Annotated in this window: 21 protein-coding genes and 1 tRNA gene; 2 read left to right on the top strand and 20 right to left on the bottom strand. The window is 35.9% G+C overall.

All coding sequences use genetic code 11. The features are described from left to right. Positions 1–6: 6 nt before the first annotated feature. The 10 genes from I5818_RS06735 to rpoN all read right to left on the bottom strand — a co-directional run bounded on the left by I5818_RS06735 (position 7) and on the right by rpoN (position 10649). A complete protein-coding gene (locus I5818_RS06735) occupies positions 7–753 on the bottom strand; it encodes an alpha/beta hydrolase (RefSeq protein ID WP_078109972.1) in 747 nt (248 codons plus the stop codon). Positions 754–1081: 328 nt separating this feature from the next. Continuing rightward, positions 1082–1315: a preprotein translocase subunit SecG gene (gene secG / locus I5818_RS06730; RefSeq protein WP_058002851.1), complete on the bottom strand. Its 234-nt coding sequence runs from the start codon at positions 1313–1315 to the stop codon at positions 1082–1084. A 401-nt stretch (positions 1316–1716) separates the two neighbouring features. Further along, positions 1717–3009: a phosphopyruvate hydratase gene (gene eno, locus I5818_RS06725; RefSeq protein ID WP_078109971.1), complete on the bottom strand. Its 1293-nt coding sequence runs from the start codon at positions 3007–3009 to the stop codon at positions 1717–1719. A 77-nt stretch (positions 3010–3086) separates the two neighbouring features. Further along, positions 3087–4622, bottom strand: a complete 1536-nt coding sequence (gene gpmI / locus I5818_RS06720; RefSeq protein WP_078109970.1) for a 2,3-bisphosphoglycerate-independent phosphoglycerate mutase — start codon at positions 4620–4622, stop codon at positions 3087–3089. Then, complete coding sequence (gene tpiA / locus I5818_RS06715) at positions 4615–5376, bottom strand: triose-phosphate isomerase (RefSeq protein ID WP_071976496.1); 762 nt, start codon at positions 5374–5376, stop codon at positions 4615–4617. The genes gpmI and tpiA overlap by 8 nt, the downstream gene beginning before the upstream one ends. A 31-nt stretch (positions 5377–5407) precedes the next feature. Further along, on the bottom strand, positions 5408–6592 hold the full coding sequence (locus tag I5818_RS06710) for a phosphoglycerate kinase (RefSeq protein WP_058002856.1): 1185 nt from the start codon (positions 6590–6592) through the stop codon (positions 5408–5410). Between the two features lie 215 nt (positions 6593–6807). Then, positions 6808–7815 (bottom strand): type I glyceraldehyde-3-phosphate dehydrogenase, encoded by a 1008-nt coding sequence (gene gap, locus I5818_RS06705; protein WP_071976498.1) that lies wholly within the window; start codon positions 7813–7815, stop codon positions 6808–6810. Positions 7816–7881: 66 nt separating this feature from the next. Then, entirely contained in the window at positions 7882–8907 is a 1026-nt protein-coding gene (locus I5818_RS06700) for a sugar-binding transcriptional regulator (protein ID WP_058002858.1), read from the bottom strand. A 145-nt stretch (positions 8908–9052) separates the two neighbouring features. Beyond that, the gene (locus I5818_RS06695) at positions 9053–9289 is read right to left on the bottom strand and encodes a glutaredoxin family protein (protein ID WP_058002859.1); all 237 of its coding nucleotides are present in this window, start codon (positions 9287–9289) and stop codon (positions 9053–9055) included. Between the two features lie 16 nt (positions 9290–9305). Beyond that, positions 9306–10649, bottom strand: coding sequence for an RNA polymerase factor sigma-54 (rpoN, locus tag I5818_RS06690; RefSeq protein ID WP_078109969.1), 1344 nt, complete (start codon positions 10647–10649; stop codon positions 9306–9308). A 308-nt stretch (positions 10650–10957) separates the two neighbouring features. Between rpoN and I5818_RS06685 the strand changes: the two genes are divergently transcribed. Together I5818_RS06685 and clpP are read left to right on the top strand one after the other, a co-directional pair. Beyond that, positions 10958–11029 (top strand) — tRNA-Arg (locus I5818_RS06685). Between the two features lie 253 nt (positions 11030–11282). Beyond that, the gene (gene clpP, locus I5818_RS06680; RefSeq protein ID WP_058002861.1) at positions 11283–11876 is read left to right on the top strand and encodes an ATP-dependent Clp endopeptidase proteolytic subunit ClpP; all 594 of its coding nucleotides are present in this window, start codon (positions 11283–11285) and stop codon (positions 11874–11876) included. A gap of 87 nt (positions 11877–11963) precedes the next feature. Here the strand turns inward: clpP and I5818_RS06675 are convergent, their stop codons facing one another. The 10 genes from I5818_RS06675 to I5818_RS06630 form a co-directional block, all read right to left on the bottom strand. Further along, on the bottom strand, positions 11964–12218 hold the full coding sequence (locus tag I5818_RS06675) for an HPr family phosphocarrier protein (RefSeq protein ID WP_071977021.1): 255 nt from the start codon (positions 12216–12218) through the stop codon (positions 11964–11966). A 36-nt stretch (positions 12219–12254) separates the two neighbouring features. Beyond that, on the bottom strand, positions 12255–13214 hold the full coding sequence (whiA, locus tag I5818_RS06670; RefSeq protein ID WP_058002863.1) for a DNA-binding protein WhiA: 960 nt from the start codon (positions 13212–13214) through the stop codon (positions 12255–12257). Between the two features lie 58 nt (positions 13215–13272). Then, on the bottom strand, positions 13273–14265 hold the full coding sequence (locus I5818_RS06665) for a gluconeogenesis factor YvcK family protein (RefSeq protein WP_078109968.1): 993 nt from the start codon (positions 14263–14265) through the stop codon (positions 13273–13275). Then, positions 14262–15140 (bottom strand): RNase adapter RapZ, encoded by an 879-nt coding sequence (rapZ, locus tag I5818_RS06660; RefSeq protein ID WP_058002865.1) that lies wholly within the window; start codon positions 15138–15140, stop codon positions 14262–14264. Before rapZ ends, I5818_RS06665 begins: the two co-directional genes overlap by 4 nt. A 35-nt stretch (positions 15141–15175) precedes the next feature. Then, positions 15176–15634 (bottom strand): NUDIX hydrolase, encoded by a 459-nt coding sequence (locus I5818_RS06655; RefSeq protein WP_071977023.1) that lies wholly within the window; start codon positions 15632–15634, stop codon positions 15176–15178. Between the two features lie 267 nt (positions 15635–15901). Beyond that, positions 15902–16855, bottom strand: a complete 954-nt coding sequence (gene trxB, locus I5818_RS06650) for a thioredoxin-disulfide reductase (protein WP_058002867.1) — start codon at positions 16853–16855, stop codon at positions 15902–15904. Between the two features lie 150 nt (positions 16856–17005). Next, positions 17006–18520, bottom strand: a complete 1515-nt coding sequence (locus I5818_RS06645) for a tetratricopeptide repeat protein (RefSeq protein ID WP_058002868.1) — start codon at positions 18518–18520, stop codon at positions 17006–17008. Positions 18521–18669: 149 nt separating this feature from the next. Then, positions 18670–19194 (bottom strand): acyltransferase, encoded by a 525-nt coding sequence (locus I5818_RS06640; protein ID WP_058002869.1) that lies wholly within the window; start codon positions 19192–19194, stop codon positions 18670–18672. Continuing rightward, positions 19194–19844 (bottom strand): pyrophosphatase PpaX, encoded by a 651-nt coding sequence (gene ppaX, locus I5818_RS06635; RefSeq protein WP_058002870.1) that lies wholly within the window; start codon positions 19842–19844, stop codon positions 19194–19196. Before ppaX ends, I5818_RS06640 begins: the two co-directional genes overlap by 1 nt. A gap of 304 nt (positions 19845–20148) precedes the next feature. Further along, a complete protein-coding gene (locus I5818_RS06630) occupies positions 20149–21096 on the bottom strand; it encodes a nucleoside recognition domain-containing protein (RefSeq protein WP_078109967.1) in 948 nt (315 codons plus the stop codon). Between the last annotated feature and the right edge of the window lie 19 nt (positions 21097–21115).

Raw genomic sequence — 21115 nt, 5'->3', positions numbered from 1 at the left:
CCCTCCTTATTCAGACCAATCTAATTGCTCTAGATATTCATAAATATCTTCGTGAAGTTGTTCTTTTTCTTTGTCTAATGTAATCACATGCCCTGATTCTTCATACCATTTAATCTTTTTTTGATCGGATTCAACACTATTATAGATAATATTCGCACTATCCGTGTTAATCATTTCATCATTTCTAGCTTGTACGACGAAGGTTGGAGAATAGATCATATCCACATTATCACGAACTTCTCCAATTAATTCTTGAAGAGCTTTTAAGGTTTTCATCGGTGTTTTCTTAAACTCTTCTATTTCTGTCTCAATTTGGCTATCAGTTTTTCCTTCAAACTTTTTATATTGTTTAGCGTAATCAATTATACCGTCATACATCGTTTCTTCACTTTTTATATACATAGGGGCACACATAGGAATTATTCCCTTTACAGGTACAGTGTAACCTAATTTTAAAGAAAATACCCCACCTAGTGATAAACCAGCAACAGCGATTTCATCATACCCTTTATTTTTTAAATGCTCATAACCTGTCATTACATCCTGCCACCAATCATTGGGACCAGTATGAACTAATTCTTCAGGTGGTACTCCATGTCCTTTATAAATTGGGGCATGTGTGGTATAGCCCTTTTTTTCAAGAAATCTTCCAAGCATACGAACATCAGCAGAACTACCTGTAAATCCATGTAGTAGTAATACCGCTCGTTTTCCTGCTTCGAATGTAAATGGCTTTGGTGGTACAATTTTCATGATGCTTACTCCTTTAAAAAAGACTTTGTATCTTAGTTTTAACAGACTCTTTTCAAACATTCCAGAAATTACTGCTTGTTTATGAAGGAATGTTTAAAAACAAAAACCTAAATCATTAGATCGTTTATAATATCTATTGATTACAGATGATTTTGTCGTATCTTCCATTTTTCTGTTCCTGCGAGAATAACACTTACGTTTTCTCACACCTCGTCCCTTTTTCCGCTCGATTCAGAAGTTCACCCGGAGTTTTCGTCACATTTCATTTCTAAAATGTAGATGATAATAAACGATAAAAAACCTGACCAACCATCGGTCAGTCAGGTGTTTAAATTCCGAAATATGAAACAGCTAATGCTAATAAAATAAATAATACTGCAAGAACTACTGTAATTCGATGTAATACTAAATCCATTCCACGAGCTTTTTGCTTTCCAAATAGCTGTTCTGCACCACCAGAAATCGCTCCTGATAAACCTGCACTTTTTCCTGACTGTAAAAGTACAACAATAATTAATGCAATCGCATCAACGATTAATAATGTCATAAACAATGCGTGCACGAAGCCCACCTCCATATCGAACAAATAAACGTAACTTTACTGTACCATACTTTCAACTTGTACACAACGATATTTGGTGACAAGAACCAAAAATGGTGTCTATCACTAAAAAAAGGCAAAATGATTTGCGATAGGTATAGAGTTCGCACAAATAAGGATGAAATTCGCATGAAATTTCCGTTATTCGCACGAAACGGACCTTGTTTGGCACGAATACTAATTATATTGCTTGATTCGCACAAATTCCTACACGATTCGCACGATCTTACGCTGGATTCGCATGAATTTCTATATCATTCGCACGAAATATTTTCAACACCAGATTTCCCATAAAAAAGGGAATATATATTGTCTTACCTAGTAAAAAAAGCCGGCAAGCAGCCGGCATCTTTAACTAACAATTATTTTTTTAAATTGTAGAATGTATCTTTTCCTAGATATTGAGCTGTATCAGCTAATTGATCTTCAATACGAAGTAATTGGTTGTATTTTGCAACACGGTCTGTACGAGATGGTGCACCAGTTTTAATTTGACCAGCGTTTGTTGCAACAGCAATGTCAGCAATAGTTGTATCTTCTGTTTCACCAGAACGGTGTGAGATGATTGCTGTGTAGCCTGCACGTTTTGCCATTTCAATGGCATCGAAAGTTTCTGTTAGTGTACCAATTTGGTTAACTTTAATTAAGATTGCATTGCCAACACCTTGTTTGATTCCTTCATAAAGTTTCTTTGTATTCGTTACGAATAAATCGTCACCAACAAGTTGAACTTTTTTACCGATACGTTCAGTTAGAAGCTTATGACCTTCCCAGTCATTTTCATCTAAACCATCTTCGATTGAGATGATTGGATATTTAGAAGTAAGCTCTTCATACCAATCCACCATTTCAGCAGATGTACGGACAACACCTTCACCTGATAAATGATATTTACCGTCTTCTTTATTATAGAATTCGGAAGATGCAGCATCCATTGCAAGCATAACTTCTTCTCCTGGCTTGTAACCAGCTTTCTCGATTGCCTCGATAATTGTTTGAAGGGCTTCTTCATTTGATTTTAAGTTAGGAGCGAAACCACCTTCATCACCAACTGCTGTATTTAAACCTTTTGATTTAAGAACCGCTTTAAGATTATGGAAAATTTCAGCACCCATACGTAATGCTTCCTTGAATGTTGGTGCACCAACAGGCATAATCATAAATTCTTGAATATCCACATTGTTATCTGCATGTTCTCCACCATTGACGATGTTCATCATTGGTACTGGAAGTTGCTTAGAGTTAAATCCTCCAAGGTATTCATAAAGCTCAATGCCTAAGAAATCAGCTGCTGCACGAGCTACCGCCATAGATACACCTAAAATAGCATTTGCGCCAAGCTTACCTTTGTTTTCAGTACCATCTAGTTCAATAAGAAGTTTATCAATAACTACTTGCTCTGTAACGTCATAACCGATTAATTCTTCAGCAATAATTTCGTTAACATTTTTAACAGCAGTTTGAACACCTTTTCCTAAATAACGGCTCTTATCACCGTCACGAAGTTCAACTGCTTCATATTCACCAGTTGATGCTCCACTTGGTACTAAGGCGCGTCCAAATGCACCTGATGCTGTGTAAACTTCTACTTCTACAGTTGGATTACCGCGTGAATCCAATACTTCGCGTGCGTATACTTCAGTAATATGTGGCATATTTTATTCTCCTATTCTTTTCAATAAATTTTGATAAGTTAATTCTTGTTTTTTATAACTTAGACTAAGTAAATAATTTAATGTTTAATAATCGTTTTACCTGTCATTTCTTCAGGCTGTTTTACACCAAGTAGATCAAGCATGGTCGGAGCAAGGTCGCCTAATATCCCGCCATCTCGAAGTTCTATTCCTTTTTTCGTTACGATAACTGGAACCGGGTTGGTAGTATGAGCTGTCATTGGTTGACCTTCGAGAGTGATCACTTCATCGGCATTCCCGTGATCAGCAGTAATAATTGCTGTACCACCCTTTTCGATAATGAGATCAACAATCTTACCAAGACATTCATCTACTGTTTCTATCGCTTTTATTGTTGGCTCTAGCATTCCTGAGTGCCCAACCATATCTGGATTGGCAAAGTTAAGAATGATCGCATCTTGTTTATCATCTTGAATTTCTTTTAATAATGCATCTGTAACTTCATAAGCACTCATTTCCGGTTTTAAATCATAGGTAGCTACCTTTGGTGAATTAATTAATATTCGTGTTTCGCCAGGAAATTCAGCTTCACGTCCCCCACTCATAAAGAAGGTAACATGTGGATATTTCTCTGTTTCTGCTATACGTAATTGTTTTAAACCGTTTTGTGATAAAACTTCACCAAGTGTATTATCCAAGTTTACAGGTTTAAAAGCAACATATCCATCTACAGTTTCTGAAAAATGAGTTAAACAAACAAAAAATAAATCTTTTGGATGCTTTGGACCGCGATCAAATGAACGAAAATCTTTATTCGTAAACGTGTTAGAAATTTGTATTGCACGGTCTGGTCTAAAATTATAGAAGATGACTGAGTCCTTATCTTTAATTGTTGCTACAGGCTCACCATTTTCTTTTGTGATAACAGAAGGAATAACGAATTCATCATAGATACCATGAGAATATGAATCCTCTACAAGCTTTAATGGATCTGTATACGTTGGACCTTCTCCATAAACCATTGCGCGATACGATTTCTCTACACGTTCCCAACGCTTATCACGGTCCATTGAATAATAACGACCAGAAATCGTAGCAAATTCACCGACCCCTAGTTCATCCATTACTTTTTGTGTTTCTTTTATATATTTTTCAGCAGTTTGTGGACCAACATCACGACCATCAAGGAAAGCGTGGACATACACCTTTTTCACGCCTTCACTTGCTGCTAGTTTTAATAATGCGAATAGATGATTGATATGACTGTGTACACCCCCATCAGATAAAAGTCCAAATAGATGGAGACTAGTTCCATTCTTTTTCACATTTTCAATGGCTTGAAGGAAGGTTTCATTTTTCACAAAATCTCCTTCGCGAATTGATACATTTACCCTTGTTAAACTTTGATAAACGATACGACCAGCACCGATATTTAAATGTCCTACCTCAGAGTTTCCCATTTGACCCTCAGGTAATCCAACTGCCTCACCACTCGCAGTTAATGTATTGTGAGGATAATTTGCCCAAAATCGATCAAAGTTCGGCTTTTTAGCTTGAATAACCGCATTTCCCTTTGTTTCCTCACGCAAACCAAACCCATCCAAAATAATTAGGGCTACAGGAGATTTACTCATGGCTTACCGCCTCCAGTAGTTGTAAAAAGCTTTGTGGCTCTAAACTTGCACCGCCAACTAATGCTCCATCAATATCAGACTGTGCCATATATTCTTTAATATTCGTTGGTTTTACACTACCACCATATTGAATACGTACAGAATCAGCAGCTTCTTTTGAAAATTGTTGTTCAACAACTTTGCGGATATGTGAGCAAACTTCATTTGCATCTTCTGCAGTAGAAGATTTTCCTGTTCCAATTGCCCAGATTGGTTCATATGCAATCACTGTTTGTTTCACTTGATCCTCAGTCAATCCAACTAATGCGTTTTTCACTTGTGAAGCAACAAAATCCATTGTTTCATTGTTTTCTCTTTGTTCAAGAGTTTCCCCTACACATACGATTGGAGTTAGATTGTATTTAAATGCAGCTAGTACTTTTTTATTTACCGCTTCATCTGTTTCATTAAACATTTCTCGACGCTCTGAGTGACCAAGAATGACATAATCTACATGTAAATCTTGAAGAGCTTTTGGACTAATTTCTCCTGTAAATGCTCCACTTTCTTCAAAGTGCATATTTTGAGCACCAATGGCAACATCAGACTGATTCGTAGATTCTACTAATCGATCTAAAAATAGAGCTGGTGCACAAATAACAGAATCAACGACGTTTTTATTTGGAACTAAGCCTGAAACTGCTTCAGCAAATGATTTTGCTTCAGACATTGTTTTATGCATCTTCCAGTTACCGGCAATAATCGGTTTACGCATGAATAACATCCTTTCTCTTTTCAACGATTGCTTATTTATCGTTTAACGCAGCAACACCTGGTAATGTTTTACCTTCCATAAATTCTAAAGAAGCTCCACCACCAGTTGAAATATGACTCATTTTATCTGCTAGATTGAATTTCTCTACAGCTGCAGCAGAATCTCCTCCACCAATTACAGAATATGTATTTGGTGCTTCTGCTAAAGCAGCTGCTACACCCTTAGTACCATTCGCAAAGGAATCTAATTCAAATACTCCCATAGGTCCGTTCCAAATGACAAGTTTGGACTCACGAACCACATCACGATAAAGTTCAATTGTTTTTGGTCCTATATCAAGAGCTTCCCAATCAGCTGGAATTTCATCAATGGAAACAACCTTTTTATTAGCTGAATCTGAAAAATCATCCGCTACAACTACATCTACAGGCATATAGAATTTCACATTTTTTTGTTCTGCTTTTTCCATAAATGATTTTGCCAGATCAATCTTATCTTCTTCTAATAAAGATTTTCCGATTTCATAACCCTTTGCTTTAACAAACGTATAAGCTAGACCACCACCGATAATCAAGTTATCGACTTTCTCTAGTAAGTTATCAATGACACCAATTTTATCTTTTACTTTTGCCCCACCAATAATTGCTGTAAAAGGACGTTCTGGATTAGAAAGTGCTTTCCCGAGAACTTCTAGTTCCTTTTCCATTAAGAAACCTGCAACAGCTGGTAAAAATTTCGCAATTCCTTCTGTTGAAGCATGGGCGCGGTGTGCTGCACCAAATGCATCATTCACATAAATATCAGCTAAATCTGCAAAGTTCTTCGCTAATTCCGGGTCATTTTTTTCCTCTCCAGGATAAAAACGAACATTTTCAAGTAAGACAACATCACCATCATTTAATTGATCAATTTCTGCCTTTGCAATTTCACCGTAAGCCTCGTTTGATTTACGAATATCCTTTTTCAATAACTCACTTAATCTTTTGGCAACAGGTGTAAGTCTTAATTCTTCCACTACTTGGCCTTTGGGACGTCCTAAATGGCTAGCTAAAATTACCTTAGCTCCCTGATCTATTAAGTACTGAATAGTTGGTAATGCTGCACGGATTCGCGTATCATCTGTTACGTTTCCATTTTGAAGCGGGACATTAAAGTCAACCCGGCAAAATACACGTTTTCCACGCAAATCAATATCTTTAATTGTCTTCTTATTCATCCGTTATGACCTCCTTTAGTAACACAATTATGTACAGGCATATTAGCAAAAGTTTTAAACTAAATACTAAATAGCCTATGTAAAAAGGGAGGGGGGATTGTTCCCCACTCCCCTTTGTCCATTTCTACAGGTTAGCTTGTGCTTTCCAAGTAAAAATGGTTCAAGAAAAATATACCATTACATTCATCGAATTAAAAATGAAATTTTAAATTATATTACAAACCTTTTTTTGCAATGTAAGCAGCTAAGTCTACTACACGGTTTGAATAACCAGTTTCATTGTCATACCATGAAAGAACTTTTACCATATTATCTTCTAATACCATTGTAGATAAACCATCTACAGTTGATGATTCTTTTGCACCATTGTAATCACGAGATACAAGTGGAAGATCACTGTATGCAAGAATTCCTTTTAATTCACCTTCTGCAGCTTCTTTTAATGCTGCATTAACCTCTTCAGCAGTTACATTTTTATCTAATTCAGCAACTAGATCGACAACTGATACGTTTGAAGTAGGTACACGCATTGCCATACCGTTTAATTTCCCTTTTAATTCAGGTAAAACTAAAGCAACAGCTTTTGCAGCACCTGTAGTTGTTGGAATCATATTTTCTGCTGCTGCACGTGCACGACGATAGTCTTTATGTGGTAAATCAAGAATTTGTTGATCATTTGTATATGAGTGAACAGTTGTCATCATACCACGTTTAATACCAAATTTTTCATTTAGTACTTTTGCAAATGGTGCTAAGCAGTTTGTTGTACAAGAAGCGTTAGAGATAACATTATGATTAGCAGCATCATATTTATCTTCGTTAACACCCATTACAATTGTAATATCTTCATCTGTTGCAGGAGCAGAGATAATAACTTTTTTTGCACCAGCTTCTAAATGTTTAGCAGCATCTGCACGTTTTGTGAAGCGACCAGTAGATTCTACAACGATATCTACTCCAAGATCTCCCCAACCAAGTTGAGCTGGGTCACGTTCAGCTAAAACTTTTACTTTATGTCCGCCTACAACAAGGCTATCTCCGTCAACAGTTACATCTTGCTCAAGTGTTCCATGAACAGTATCATATTTTAAAAGATGAGCGAGCATATTCGCATCTGTTAAATCATTAACAGCTACCACTTCAACCTCAGGATTATTTAATGCAGCACGAAATACATTACGACCAATACGACCAAAACCATTGATACCAACTTTTACAGTCATTTATATTTCCTCCTTAGGATATCTTTTATAATTTATATAATTTCAAAAAGAATCTTCCTTTTGAAACTAATAACCAATCATTTTTGTTGCAGCACCTTCATCGGTAATCAGGACAGTAGATTTTGTTGCACTTTTCATACAAGCTTTTATTGCTTTCGCTTTAGAAGATCCACCAGCCACGGCTATGACATGTTTAATTTTCTGTAAGTCTTGTAATTGAAGGCCAACAGTAGGTACTTTATGTACTACTTGACCAGCTTCATTGAAATAGTAACCGAAGGCTTCTCCAACCGCATGTCCATTTGTAATTAGTTTCATATCTTCTTCCTTTGTGTTTCTACGCTTAGCCATTACATTAGCATCTCCAATTCCATGTAAAACCATGTCTGCATTTTTAATTAAATGGAGTACCTCTTTTATAATGGGTTCTTTAATAAAGGACTGATATACTTCTTTACTTACTTGATCAGGAACATACAGGACACGGTGTTTTGCACCTGTGTTTTCCGCCATTTTGGCACACACAGAATTTGCCTCATTTTTGACATCTTCTCCAATTCCACCTCTAGCTGGTACGAAAACAGTATCGGAATCACCAATAAAATCAGCAGATATCATATCTGCGACAGCTGCCATTGTACTACCACCTGCAACAGCAATCGTATTTTTTCCTACAAGGCGCTTCTTCATTCTTTTTGCACATGCTCTACCAAGTTCCTGTTTTACCCAAGGGGTTTCATCACTATCGCCAGGGACAATAACCACTTCTTGAAGGTTCAATAATTCTTTTAGCTTTTCTTCCATCTCATTGATGCCTGAAATCTCTCTCATCATTCCAGATAAACCTTCGAGTACGGAAAGACCCTGTTCCGAAACAGACATTCCATTCGTTTTAATTGTAATGAGCTTTTGTTCATTGAGAAATTCTACTTCACTACGTAAAACGCGTTCCGAAAAGCCCAATACTTGTGCTAATGTTCTTCTTCCCACAGGCTCCATAAAATGAATAGAGCGAAGAATTTGGAAACGTTTTTGCATAACAGAGAGCATATCAGGTAATAATTTTTTTTGAAGCTCTATTAATGTATACATCGTTTTAATCCCTTCAAGAAATATCACGGGTCACTTATCGTCCCACGTAGACATATTATGTCCCGACTGATATAAAAAAAATTTACCCTTGCTACATTTTTTATTTTAGCAGGGTAAAAACAGGAATTCAACCAAATTGACTTATTTATTTTTTTAAAAAGCTTTGTAAGGTAAAATAATCAATCTGGCCATATTGAATGATCTCATTATTCATTTCAATGACTGGAATCATTAAGCCGTACTTCTCGGTCAACTCATCACTTTCATCAATATTCTTCTCAATTATTTCAAAAGAAAATTCACTTTGTAAGATGGTCAATAATTGCATGGCTTCTTTACAGAGCTGGCATTGATTTCTTGTGTAAAATATTACTTGATCCATATCGATTCTCCTTATATTATGCAAATCGCTTTCTTTTTGAAGAGGATGGAATGTTTAATTGATCTCGATACTTTGCTACTGTTCTACGAGAGATGATGATCCCTTCATTTTTTAAATCATCTGCAATTCCTTGATCAGATAATGGTTTTAATTTATTTTCATGTTCTATCAAATGGGATATGCGCATTTTAACTTGTTGAGCAGATGCCTGGTCCACCTCATCAATTGAATTAGATTTCATTATACTAGTTGAGAAAAAGTACCGTAATTCATATGTCCCAAATGGTGTTTGAATAAATTTTTCTCTTACTGAACGGCTAACTGTTGATTCATGCACATTAATTTCTTCAGATATCTCTTTCATCGTTAAAGGTTTTAAATATTCCGGTCCCTTTAAAAAGAAATCATACTGCTTTTGAATAATCGCCATTCCTACTTTCAAAAGTGTTTCTTTCCGTTGTTGAAGGCTTCTCATAATCCATTGATAATCTTGTGTTTTTTCCTTTAAAAAATGTTTCACTTGTTGATCCTTATAGGATGACATCATTTTATAATAGTCTTTTTGAAATTGCACATTTGGAAGATGTTTCTGGAACAGATCTAATTCGATCGTATCATTCTCAAGCGTTACAATTAAATCCGGCACGATATATTGCGCCTTTTCCGAGTGATAAGCTGCTCCTGGTCGTGGATTTAATGTTTTGATATAGTCAGCAGCCCATTGTATCTCATTAATTTCCACTCCAAGCTGCTTGGAAAGCGGTTTCCATTTTCGATCAGCAAACTCCAAAAAGTATTGAGTAAGAATGGTATTAACTAGGGTTGGGCAATCTTTTTTTTGATTAACCTGTAGTAATAAGCACTCCTGTAAATTTCGTGCACCGACTCCGACAGGTTCTAAACCATGTAGTATATCCAGGCAACGGTTCACAACTACCAGCTCTACATCATTCTTTTTAGCCACTTCCTCAATTGGAACAGTTAGATAGCCATTTGAGTCAAGATTGTAAATGAGATAGGATAATACAGCTTTTTCACTATTTGTTAGCGTTTTCAAAGAAAGCTGCATAAATAAATAGTCTTGTAGATTGATAGATGACTGAGAGATTTGATCAATCCATTGTTTATAGTCGCGCTCATTTTTGTATGATTTTCTTTTTTTGGATCCATCCGAATGCAAATCTATATATTTTACATTTGTATGCTCTAATTGTATCAAAGGATTTTCGATAGCCTTTTCTTCCAGAAAAGAGACTAGCTCTTGAGAAGAGTATTGTAGAAGTTCGATAGCTTGTTTCAATTCTTGTGTCATTGTTAATTTCAAAGATTGTTGTTGATATAATCCGAATTGTAAATTCAAGCAATTCCCCTCCGTTTGTTCCTTTTTTTATTATTTTACCTTACAATATATTCTCCGTACATAATAAATGTAAAATCCCTTCTTTATCATCTCTTTAGTTAAGACTCTTTGAACTAATAACTATCGGCTGAAGACCACGAACTCTCTTCATTTCACTGAGTATAGTGATGCAACCTCTATAGAAGGACCAAATTTGTGAAAAATAGATTAAGACGAGATACTGAATTTTAAATAGAAAGGGATTGGAAAAAAGTGTTGCATTTTCAGTGTTTCTCATTTATAATTTTATTTCGTACGGTTCTAAACATGCCCTCGTGGTGCAACGGATAGCACGTGAGATTCCGGTTCTTAAAATGGGGGTTCGATTCCCTCCGAGGGCGTAAGAAACCTCTTGTTCTGATGAGAACAAGAGGTTTTTTTATATTTTCAAATGGTTTAAAAACTTTTAATTTGGTTAATATGTTTAGAGTGTAAAAAAGTTTATAAAATTAAAAGTGAATTGTTTGACCTTTATTGACCATCAGTGTATGATAACATTAAATAAGGAAAATTTTCCTTTAGGCTTTTAAATAAAAAACCTTGTAAAGAGAATTCAATCGGTGTATATACCGAATATGTTAAGGAGGAGCAAGTATGAACTTAATTCCTACAGTTATTGAACAAACGAATCGTGGAGAACGAGCATATGATATTTATTCAAGATTATTAAAGGATCGTATCATCATGCTTGGTAGTGCTATCGATGATAATGTAGCAAATTCAATTGTTGCACAGCTTTTATTTTTAGATGCAGAAAACCCAGGTAAAGATATTTCACTTTATATTAATAGCCCTGGTGGAAGTATCACGGCTGGTATGGCAATCTATGATACGATGCAATTTATTAAATCTGATGTTTCAACAATTTGTACTGGTATGGCTGCTTCCATGGGTGCTTTCTTACTAGCTGCAGGTGAAAAAGGTAAAAGATATGCACTTCCAAATAGTGAAGTTATGATTCACCAACCGCTTGGTGGTGCACAAGGACAGGCAACAGAAATTGAGATTGCTGCAAAGCGTATTTTGTTCTTACGTGAAAAATTAAATAAAATTTTAGCTGAACGTACAGGTCAGCCATTAGAAGTAATCGAAAAAGATACAGACCGCGATAACTTTATGACTGCTGAAAAGGCAAAAGAATATGGGTTAATTGATAGCATTATTACTCGTTCTGACGAAAGAAAATAAGATAAAAGAAAAAAGAACTGCTACCTAGGTAGCAGTTCTTTTTTACATACAGTTCTCCCACTCTTAGTAACCAGAAAATTACATGATTTATTCGTTCTCAACAAATTTAGCTAAGCCTTCAACAGCCTCTTTTTCGTCGCTTCCATTAGCACTTAATGTAATAACGGAACCTACTCCTGCTGCTAAACTCATTAACCCCATAATACTTTTGGCATTTACCTTCTTGCCATCCTTCTCTAAAAAAATTTCCGCAGAATAACGATTTGCCTCCTGAACAAACAAGGCTGCTGGACGAGCTTGTAGGCCTGTTTTCAGTTTTATTTCTACTTGTTTCTCAACCATTCTTTCTTCTCCCTTCATTTATTTTTTTTACCTAATTTATTTTGAAATAGAATTTCTATCTAGTTCCCCTGCTCTGAGCTTGTCAGCGATTTCGTCAATTTTTCTTAATCGGTGATTGATACCGGACTTACTAATATTCCCTGATGAGACCATTTCGCCCAATTCCTTCAGTGTAACATCCTGGTAGGCAACACGTAATTCAGCAATTTCGCGTAGCTTATCTGGTAATATTTGAAGACCCACTGTTTCATCGATGAATCGAATATTTTCAACTTGGCGGAGAGCAGCTCCAATTGTTTTATTCAAATTGGCCGTTTCACAGTTCACTAGTCGATTGACCGAATTTCTCATATCCCGTACGATCCTAACATCTTCGAAACGAAGTAATGAATTATGAGCACCAATAACATTTAAGAACTCTGTTATTTTTTCAGCTTCCTTTAAATAAGTAATAAATCCCTTTTTTCGTTCTAATGTTTTACTATTAAGATTGAAAAAGTTCATTAATTCACATAAAGAATCATTATGTTCCTTATACAATGAAAAAATCTCTAGATGATAAGACGAAGTTTCAGGATTGTTTACGGACCCTCCTGCAAGGAATGCACCACGTAAATAGGAACGTTTACAACATTTTTTCTTAATTAGAGCGGGTGAAATATTATGGATAAAAGTAAAACCTTCACCTAATATTTCTAAATCCTCTAGAATTTCCTTAGCTTTTGCTTTCATCCGAACAATGTAAACATTGTTTTTCTTTAAACGCATTTTTTTTCTAACTAATAATTCAACAGGAGTATCATATATGCGCTTTATTAGAGTATAAATCCTTCGAGCAATTGCTGCATTTTCCGTCTGAACATTCACGACCAAAATTCGATTGGAAAAGGATAATGATCCGTTCATACGAATCAATGCTGACAGCTCTGAGCGAACACAGCAATCTTTTACTTGTAAATTTGTTAATTCTTTTTTTGTTTCCGAAGCAAATGACATATTTTTATACCTCCAGTTGACCCTCGACTGAATGTTGTGGAGGGGGAAGCATTACCGTTCAGCTTCCACTCTTTATTTTTTCTTTTAATTGATCGTCAATCAAGGAATATATAATTTTAGCAACCTTTTCAGTATCATGGCGTATATAGCCATTTTGGTAAGTTATAATTCGATCATAGAGAACTTCTAATCCCATTGCTTCAAGACGATCTACATCAAAAACAACTGGTTTAGCAAGCTCCTCTTTATATTTCTCCTGTATTTCTGGAGGTACCTCTTCGTTATTCACTAGGACAGTGTCAATAAATGAACACCCCATATGATCATAAATGGCTTGTATATGATCGCTGGCAGTAAAGTCAAGTGTTTCACCTGCTTGTGTCATTAGATTGCAAATGTATACCTTTTTTGCTTTTGCACGGCAAACCTCTTCTCCAAGCTTTGGAACAAGCAAATTCGGTAAAATACTAGTATATAAGCTACCTGGTCCAATGATAATAAGATCGGCATTTCGTATTGCACGTACCGTTTCTGATAATGGATGAATCACATCAGGTGTCAAAAACACGCGTTTTATTTTTTTTCCTGAAAAAGGAATCTGTGATTCACCAGTAATAACTGTTCCATCTTCCATCTCTGCATGAAGGATCACACTTTGATTCGCAGCAGGCAGAACTTTACCATGAACATTTAGTACTTTGCTCATCTCTTGGATAGCATGAACAAAATCCCCAGTAATAGATGTCAAAGCGGCTATAATTAAATTTCCTAATGAATGCCCGGAAAGTTCATTAGATGTTTTAAAACGATGCTGAAACATTTGTTCAACTAATGGTTCTACATCTGAAAGAGCAGCGAGGACATTTCGTATATCACCTGGAGAAGGGATATCCATTTCATCCCTAATTCGTCCAGAGCTCCCCCCATCATCTGCTACTGTCACAATCGCTGTTATATCGACTGGATATTTTTTCATACCTCTTAATAAAACAGATAATCCAGTCCCACCGCCGATTACAACAATCCGCGGCTGCTTTCCATCCATTCTCATGATGTTGTTTCCTTCCTTTTCTTTATATCCCGATGCGTTATCCGCGTCTGATAATCATTTTCAAAATGATGGGCTATATACTCAGTCAATGCTACGGAACGATGTTGACCACCAGTGCACCCAATCGCAATAACTAACTGGCTTTTTCCCTCACGTTTATAATGTGGGAGCATAAATGTAAGTAAATCAATCACTTTTTCTAAAAACTTACTCGTTTCATTCCATTTTAAAACATAGTCATATACATCTTTATCTAAGCCTGTTTTTGGACGCATATTTTCTATATAATATGGATTTGGTAAGAAGCGGACATCAAATACTAGATCCGCATCAATTGGAAGACCATGCTTAAATCCAAATGACATGACATTAACAGTAAATGTCGATTGTTTGTTGATGGAAAACTCTGTTAGAATTTTTTCCCGCAACTCCTTGGGTTTAATCCCTGAAGTATTAAAGATAATTTGTGCTCGACCCTTAAGCTCCTCTAACAACGTCCGTTCCTGTTTAATACCTTCTAAAGGCAAGCCAGTCTGAGATAAGGGATGTAGCCGTCTTGTTTCTTTATATCTTCTAACCAATACAGAATCATCTGCATCTAAAAAGAGTATACGTGGAGAAACCCAAGAAGTTTCAGCTAAATCATCTAATGCTTTAAATAAATGATCAAAAAATTCACGCCCGCGTAAATCCATTACAAGCGCAACCTTATTCATTTGATTATTCGCATCCTTCATCAATTCCAAAAACTTTGGTAGCAGTGTCGGTGGCAAGTTATCAACACAAAAAAAGCCAAGATCTTCAAAGCTTTGAATAGCTACTGTCTTTCCAGCGCCAGACATCCCGGTTATGATCACTAATTGAACACTGCTCATAAATTTCTCCCCCTATATCAAATGGTAATAAAAAATTAACTAGGATCTAATCGATAAGATAGTAATTCAAACTCTGAGGTGTAAGTAAAATTACCATAAATTATTCCATTTCCATGGATTAAGTAATCTAAAATATGGTGATCCCCCTCTGCCATTGATAATTGATTGATTTCATCAATGGAGTGCCACTCAAGAATTCCTTCTTCAGACCGCTCTAAAGGAGTTCCATCACCATCTGTTGCTTTAAATGAGAACATCATCCATTCCGAGATAATGTCATTTCCTTCTTTTATATTAATTGTAAAAATCCCTTTTAGTGAGGGCTGTTTTATATAAATTCCTGTTTCTTCTCGAAACTCCCGAATAACTGATTCACGAATGGTTTCTCCTTGTTCCATCTTGCCTCCTGGAGCAACCCACCAATTTCGACGAGGTTTTTGCAGAAGCAAAATTTTATTGTCCTTTATATATAAGCAATTCGTTACACGTTGCAAATTAATCACCTCGTTACTCATCATAAATATGTAGTCATTTATCCATATATCTACTCATTATATTATACTATCTTTCCCGATGGCTAACAATGAAAGACCCATGATGGATATGCTACATCATACCAATGTTTAAAAGCTTTTCCTGTGCAAAAAAAAGCACAGGCATCACCTGTGCTAAAAGGGGTATTATTAAAAAAAGGGGGTCAATTTCAACTATCTATATCTTAACCCATGATTATTTCAACGGCATTACAGAAATATGACTTTTTAGTTATTTTTCACATGAAGCTTTTCTTTTAATTCTTCTACATAAACCTGTGCATTCTGTGCTGCGATACTGCCATCACCTGTTGCAGTAACAATTTGACGTAATGTTTTTTCCCTAACATCCCCAGCAGCAAAAATTCCAGGGATTTTTGTCACCATATTTTCGTCCGTTACAATATAGCCTGCTTCATTTGTAATTCCTAAGCTTGCAAATGGTTTCGTTAGTGGAACCATTCCAATGTAAATAAACACACCATCTGTTTTAAATTCTTGTTCTTCTCCGTTTTCAGTAGAAATCAATGTAACAGAGCTTACTTTCCCATTTTCTTCATGAATTTCTTTCAAAGTATGATTCCAAATGAAATCAACCTTTTCATTTGCAAATGCTCGATCTTGAAGAATTTTTTGAGCTCGAAGCTGATCTCGTCGGTGAATAATGGTAACTTTGCTTGCAAAGCGAGTTAAATAAACTCCTTCTTCAACAGCTGAATCTCCTCCACCAATAACGACTAATTCTTTATTTTTAAAGAATGCACCGTCACAAACCGCACAATAAGAAACTCCACGTCCGCCTAGTTCCTTCTCGCCCGGAACACCTACTTTTTTATACTCAGCACCTGTAGCAATAATAATGGCTCTCGCCTTATATTCCTTTGAACCAGCATTAATGGTTTTGTATTCTTCTCCATCAATGATTTCCTTAATATCACCATAGGCATATTCTGCTCCAAATTTCTTCGCATGCTCGAACATTTTATTTGAAAGATCTGGTCCTAGAATATGGTCATATCCTGGATAGTTCTCAACTTCCTCGGTATTTGCCATTTGTCCTCCTGGAATTCCACGTTCAATCATTAAGGTAGACAAATTAGCACGAGATGTATAAACAGCTGCGGTCATTCCAGCAGGACCCGCACCAACAATTATAACATCATAAATTTTTTCCTCTGACACAATCAACACTCCTTTTACAATGACAATAACTTAGTAGATGTAGGCAATGACCTAGTCATAAAAGTTACACGCCTATACACATAGATGGTGATAGCATTCCCTAACTACTTATATCCTATAAGACAATGACGTTTCCGTCCATACATCTGCTTACTGATAATAAGATCTGATAACTTTTGTATACTTTTGTAAAGTAGATGTTGATATTTTATATTTATTCGAGATTTCTGCTTGTGATTTTTTCTCATTTTTTAACTGGTGCCAAACATATTCTGTTGCAGCAGCAAATGCTTGTTGGTTAGAAAACTCTTGTCCTCTTTTTACCCCTTCGAGGAATATAGAAAACCACATTAGGAATAATCCAGATGAAACTGCACTAATTGGGTGATGGTTTTCATAGAGGATATTTGCAACATGATGTGCCTTAGATATTACTCCATCCGGATCAAATTGATCTTTTAATTCGGAATCAAGTACATTGGCTAAATAAACCTTTTCCGTTAAAGAAAACTCTTCTAATGATTTAAAGTCAGGATGTCCGATCATCTCTTCTTTACGCTTAGATTTGGATAAAATAAAAATCCCAAATAAACGTTCCTCCATATATTCACTACGCAATTTTTTTATGGTGGAAGTGACATGATCCTCAAAACCTACATCAATTTTTGCTAGGTCATTCCACGGTTCTTGTCCTGCCTTTTCAGGATTTATTTCCACTACTTGTTTCCACGCATTCTTTGCCGTTTGTTCATGGCCAGTATAATGGGCAGACTGGGCTAACCAATAATAGTAACTAGAATCACCATCAAATCCGATTTTTTTCAACTTATTAAGCCATAGATAGGCCTGCTGATATCTTCCAATTAATGCAAATGTTGCACCAAGCTTGTACTGATGCTCTATTAGTATTGGTTGAACTTTTTCTAGCCCTTTGAGCAAATCATCCAATTCAATATCTCTTCGCTGGTGATAGAGAAAAACTGCCAAATTGCAAATCCCATGTAAATTACCTGGATTTTTAACCAGGAGATCATCTAATACTTTGGCAGCCATCTCCATTTCGCCAAGATAGAAATAGCCTAAAGCTAAATTATTATATGCCGACCAAAAATCTGGGAACTCTTGAATAACTCCCTTAAGAATTTCAACTGCTTTTTGAAAATTGCCTGATTCTAATAATTGCCGTGCTTTATCTTGCTTAAGAATCAATTCATCTTTTATAAGAAAAGAATCTTCGCCATCCTCGTCTTCAGTTCCAATAATATATAATAAATCTTCCGCATCTTCAACAAAATCGCCGTATGGATCGGCCTCTAAATAAGCAGTCACATGCTTATGTGCTTCATTAAATAGCCCAAGCTCAGCATAGTTATTTGCTAAAAAATATAAACACTCTGCCATACTTGGATCCAATTCTTCAATAATACGTTTAAATAATTCATTAGATTGTTGATATTCTTCTAACTGCATATAGACCAATCCAAGCTGACAGGCAATCATCGGTTCGTAAGGATCTAAATGGACCGCACGCTCCAAATATTTTTTCGCTCCTGCCAAATCATGGCGATTAAATGCATTTAATCCTTTATTAAAATAATATTCTCCTGTTGGTATGAATGACAGAACTACTCCATTCTCCTGTCTAACCTTTGAGTCTTTTGCCATGATAGTCCCTCACAAATCGTACATAGTTAACTTCTGTAGTATAACATATAAACTAAAAATGATTAACAGGTAAACTAATTAAGTATAATGACAAAACGTTTCTTTCGCCTTTAGCTCAAGAAAACCAAGGAGGATTCCTTTTTAAAAGGTTATCCACCCTGGTTTTCATTTTTTTGACGTTCTATCATTTCTTCTTTTGTATAAATAATCCTCATCGGATTGCCACCAACAAATGAACCTGAAGGAACATCTTTGTGAACAAGGGTCCCTGCGGAAACGATCGCTCCATCCCCAATAATAACTCCAGGTAATATCGTTGTATTGGCACCAATCATTACTTCATTGCCTATTTTCACTTCACCTAGACGATATTCTTTTATTAAGTATTCATGGGCAAGAATCGTTGTGTTATAGCCAATCACAGTATTTTTGCCTACTGATATTTTTTCAGGAAACATAACATCCAACATGACCATTAATGCAAATGAAGTTTGCTCTCCAATTTTCATTCCCAGGAAGTTTCGATAAAGCCAATTTTTCACAGAAAGAAATGGTGTGTATCTTGCAAGTTGTATGATAATAAAATTCTTCACTACCTTCAAGAAAGGAACCGTCTTATATACATGCCATAATGAATTAGCACCAGTAACAGGGTAACGGGTTGTCCGTCTCATTAAGCAGTCACTCCGAGAATCTTCAACAGATCGGCCATTTCGTCTAAAATATAATCCGGTTGAAAGCTCTCAATATACTCTCGTCCCTTTACAGACCATGCAACACCGACTGAGGCAGTTCCAGCATTCTTCCCTGCTTCAATATCATGATAATTATCGCCAACCATCATTGCCTCTTGTGGTGTAGAATTCAATAATTTTAAAGCTTTTTCAATTGGTTCCGGATGTGGTTTTTCATGCTCTACTTCATCTAATGAGATGATCACTTTAAAAAACGGATCAAGTTTCATTAGCTTCAATCCCTTAATAACGGTATCTCTTTTTTTAGTAGATACAATCCCCAATTTATACCCCTTTTTATCCAAGGTTTTAATCGTCTCAAACACACCTTTAAATTCTTTTACCAATGAATCATGATGCTCGATATTATAGGTACGATATTTTTGAATCATCTCTTCTGTTCGATCTTTGTCTATAGATGAAAAGGTAACAAACAGTGACGGTCCAATAAAAGGAAGAACATCTTCCCTTTTATAACGGTCTGGATAGTAACTATTTAAGGTATGTAAAAATGAAGCAATGATTAATTCATTTGTATCGATTAATGTTCCATCTAAATCAAAAAGAATCGTTGTAATATGACTGTTCATAAAAATAATCCTTTCATTTTACTGAACTAAAGATAAAGTACTGCCGAGTGAAACGATCTGAAATTTTGCGGACATTCGTTACATTACTTTAAAAGGCTCCATACTCAGGCCTAGTTATTTAGGTACATTTTAACTTAGAAATAAGGTTGAAAGTCTGTCCAATCACTTCATTCCACTTAGAAAAAAGCTTGTAAGCCCTCAACCTTTTATACTAGTAACTATACTATACAAAATCAGCCTTTTATAACAAGTGGTATTTCAATAATTAGCGTACTGAATATCCACTACCATTTTTCTCTTCTATTTAGCTTTCAAGAGCACTAGAAGATTTATTTTTCGCGATCACTCTACGATTCATAATGAACCCGATAATGACAGTTAAAAGAATCGCAGTAACCAATCGAATAAGTAATAATGGTAGTACAGGAATCCCTAATGGAACAAAAATTAATGTATCCTCTACCACTGCATGACAGCCAACTAAAAAAATAAATGCAAGTGTAATATCTTTTTTGCTGACTCCATCTTCTTTAACCGCTTGTATCATTACGCCCGCCCCATAGGCCAATCCAAATAACAAACCCGCAGCTAGCGTAGTGGAAGTGTTTTCCCTCATTCCCAACATGCGTGTAAATGGAGACATTATTTTCGAAAACCATTGTAAAACCTTTAAATCCTTTAAGAGCTGGATTCCTACCATAAGAGGAATGACAATAATTGCTAGTTGATAAACACCTAATGCGGCTTTTTCTAGGGCATGTAACCCAATCTCCAAAATACCCGATAGCTGTTGCTCCTGTGGTGCTATCATTCCATAATGAGCAGTCTGTTGCCCTCCATGCCAGACAAGATTAATAATCATAGCTGAAATAAACGCTAATCCGACCCTAACAAGAATCATAATCCATACCTTTACTCCAACCTTAACGGCGACACTTGATTCAATTAGTAGATTATGAGCAAAGGAAAGCATCACAGCAATTGTAAATACTTCCTTTACTGTAAGATCCACCGATAAAATCCCAGCTATTCCAGCATAAAGATTCAGAAAGTTTCCTAGAACAAGAGGAATCGCTGCATCACCAGACAATCCAAATATCCCCATCAAAGGCGAGATTAGCTGAATAATCCAGGGTAGTAGCGGGGTGTACTGTAAAATGGCAACGATTAATGTGACTGGAAAAATAATTTTCCCCAATGTCCAAGTTGTTTTAAGTCCTGACAATAAACCAGTTTTGAACGTTTGAACCATTAGCTTCTCTCCAGTGCCT

The organism is Heyndrickxia oleronia (assembly GCF_017809215.1).
Lineage (GTDB): Bacteria > Bacillota > Bacilli > Bacillales > Bacillaceae_C > Heyndrickxia > Heyndrickxia oleronia.
This window is presented reverse-complemented; position numbering and strand designations above follow the sequence as displayed.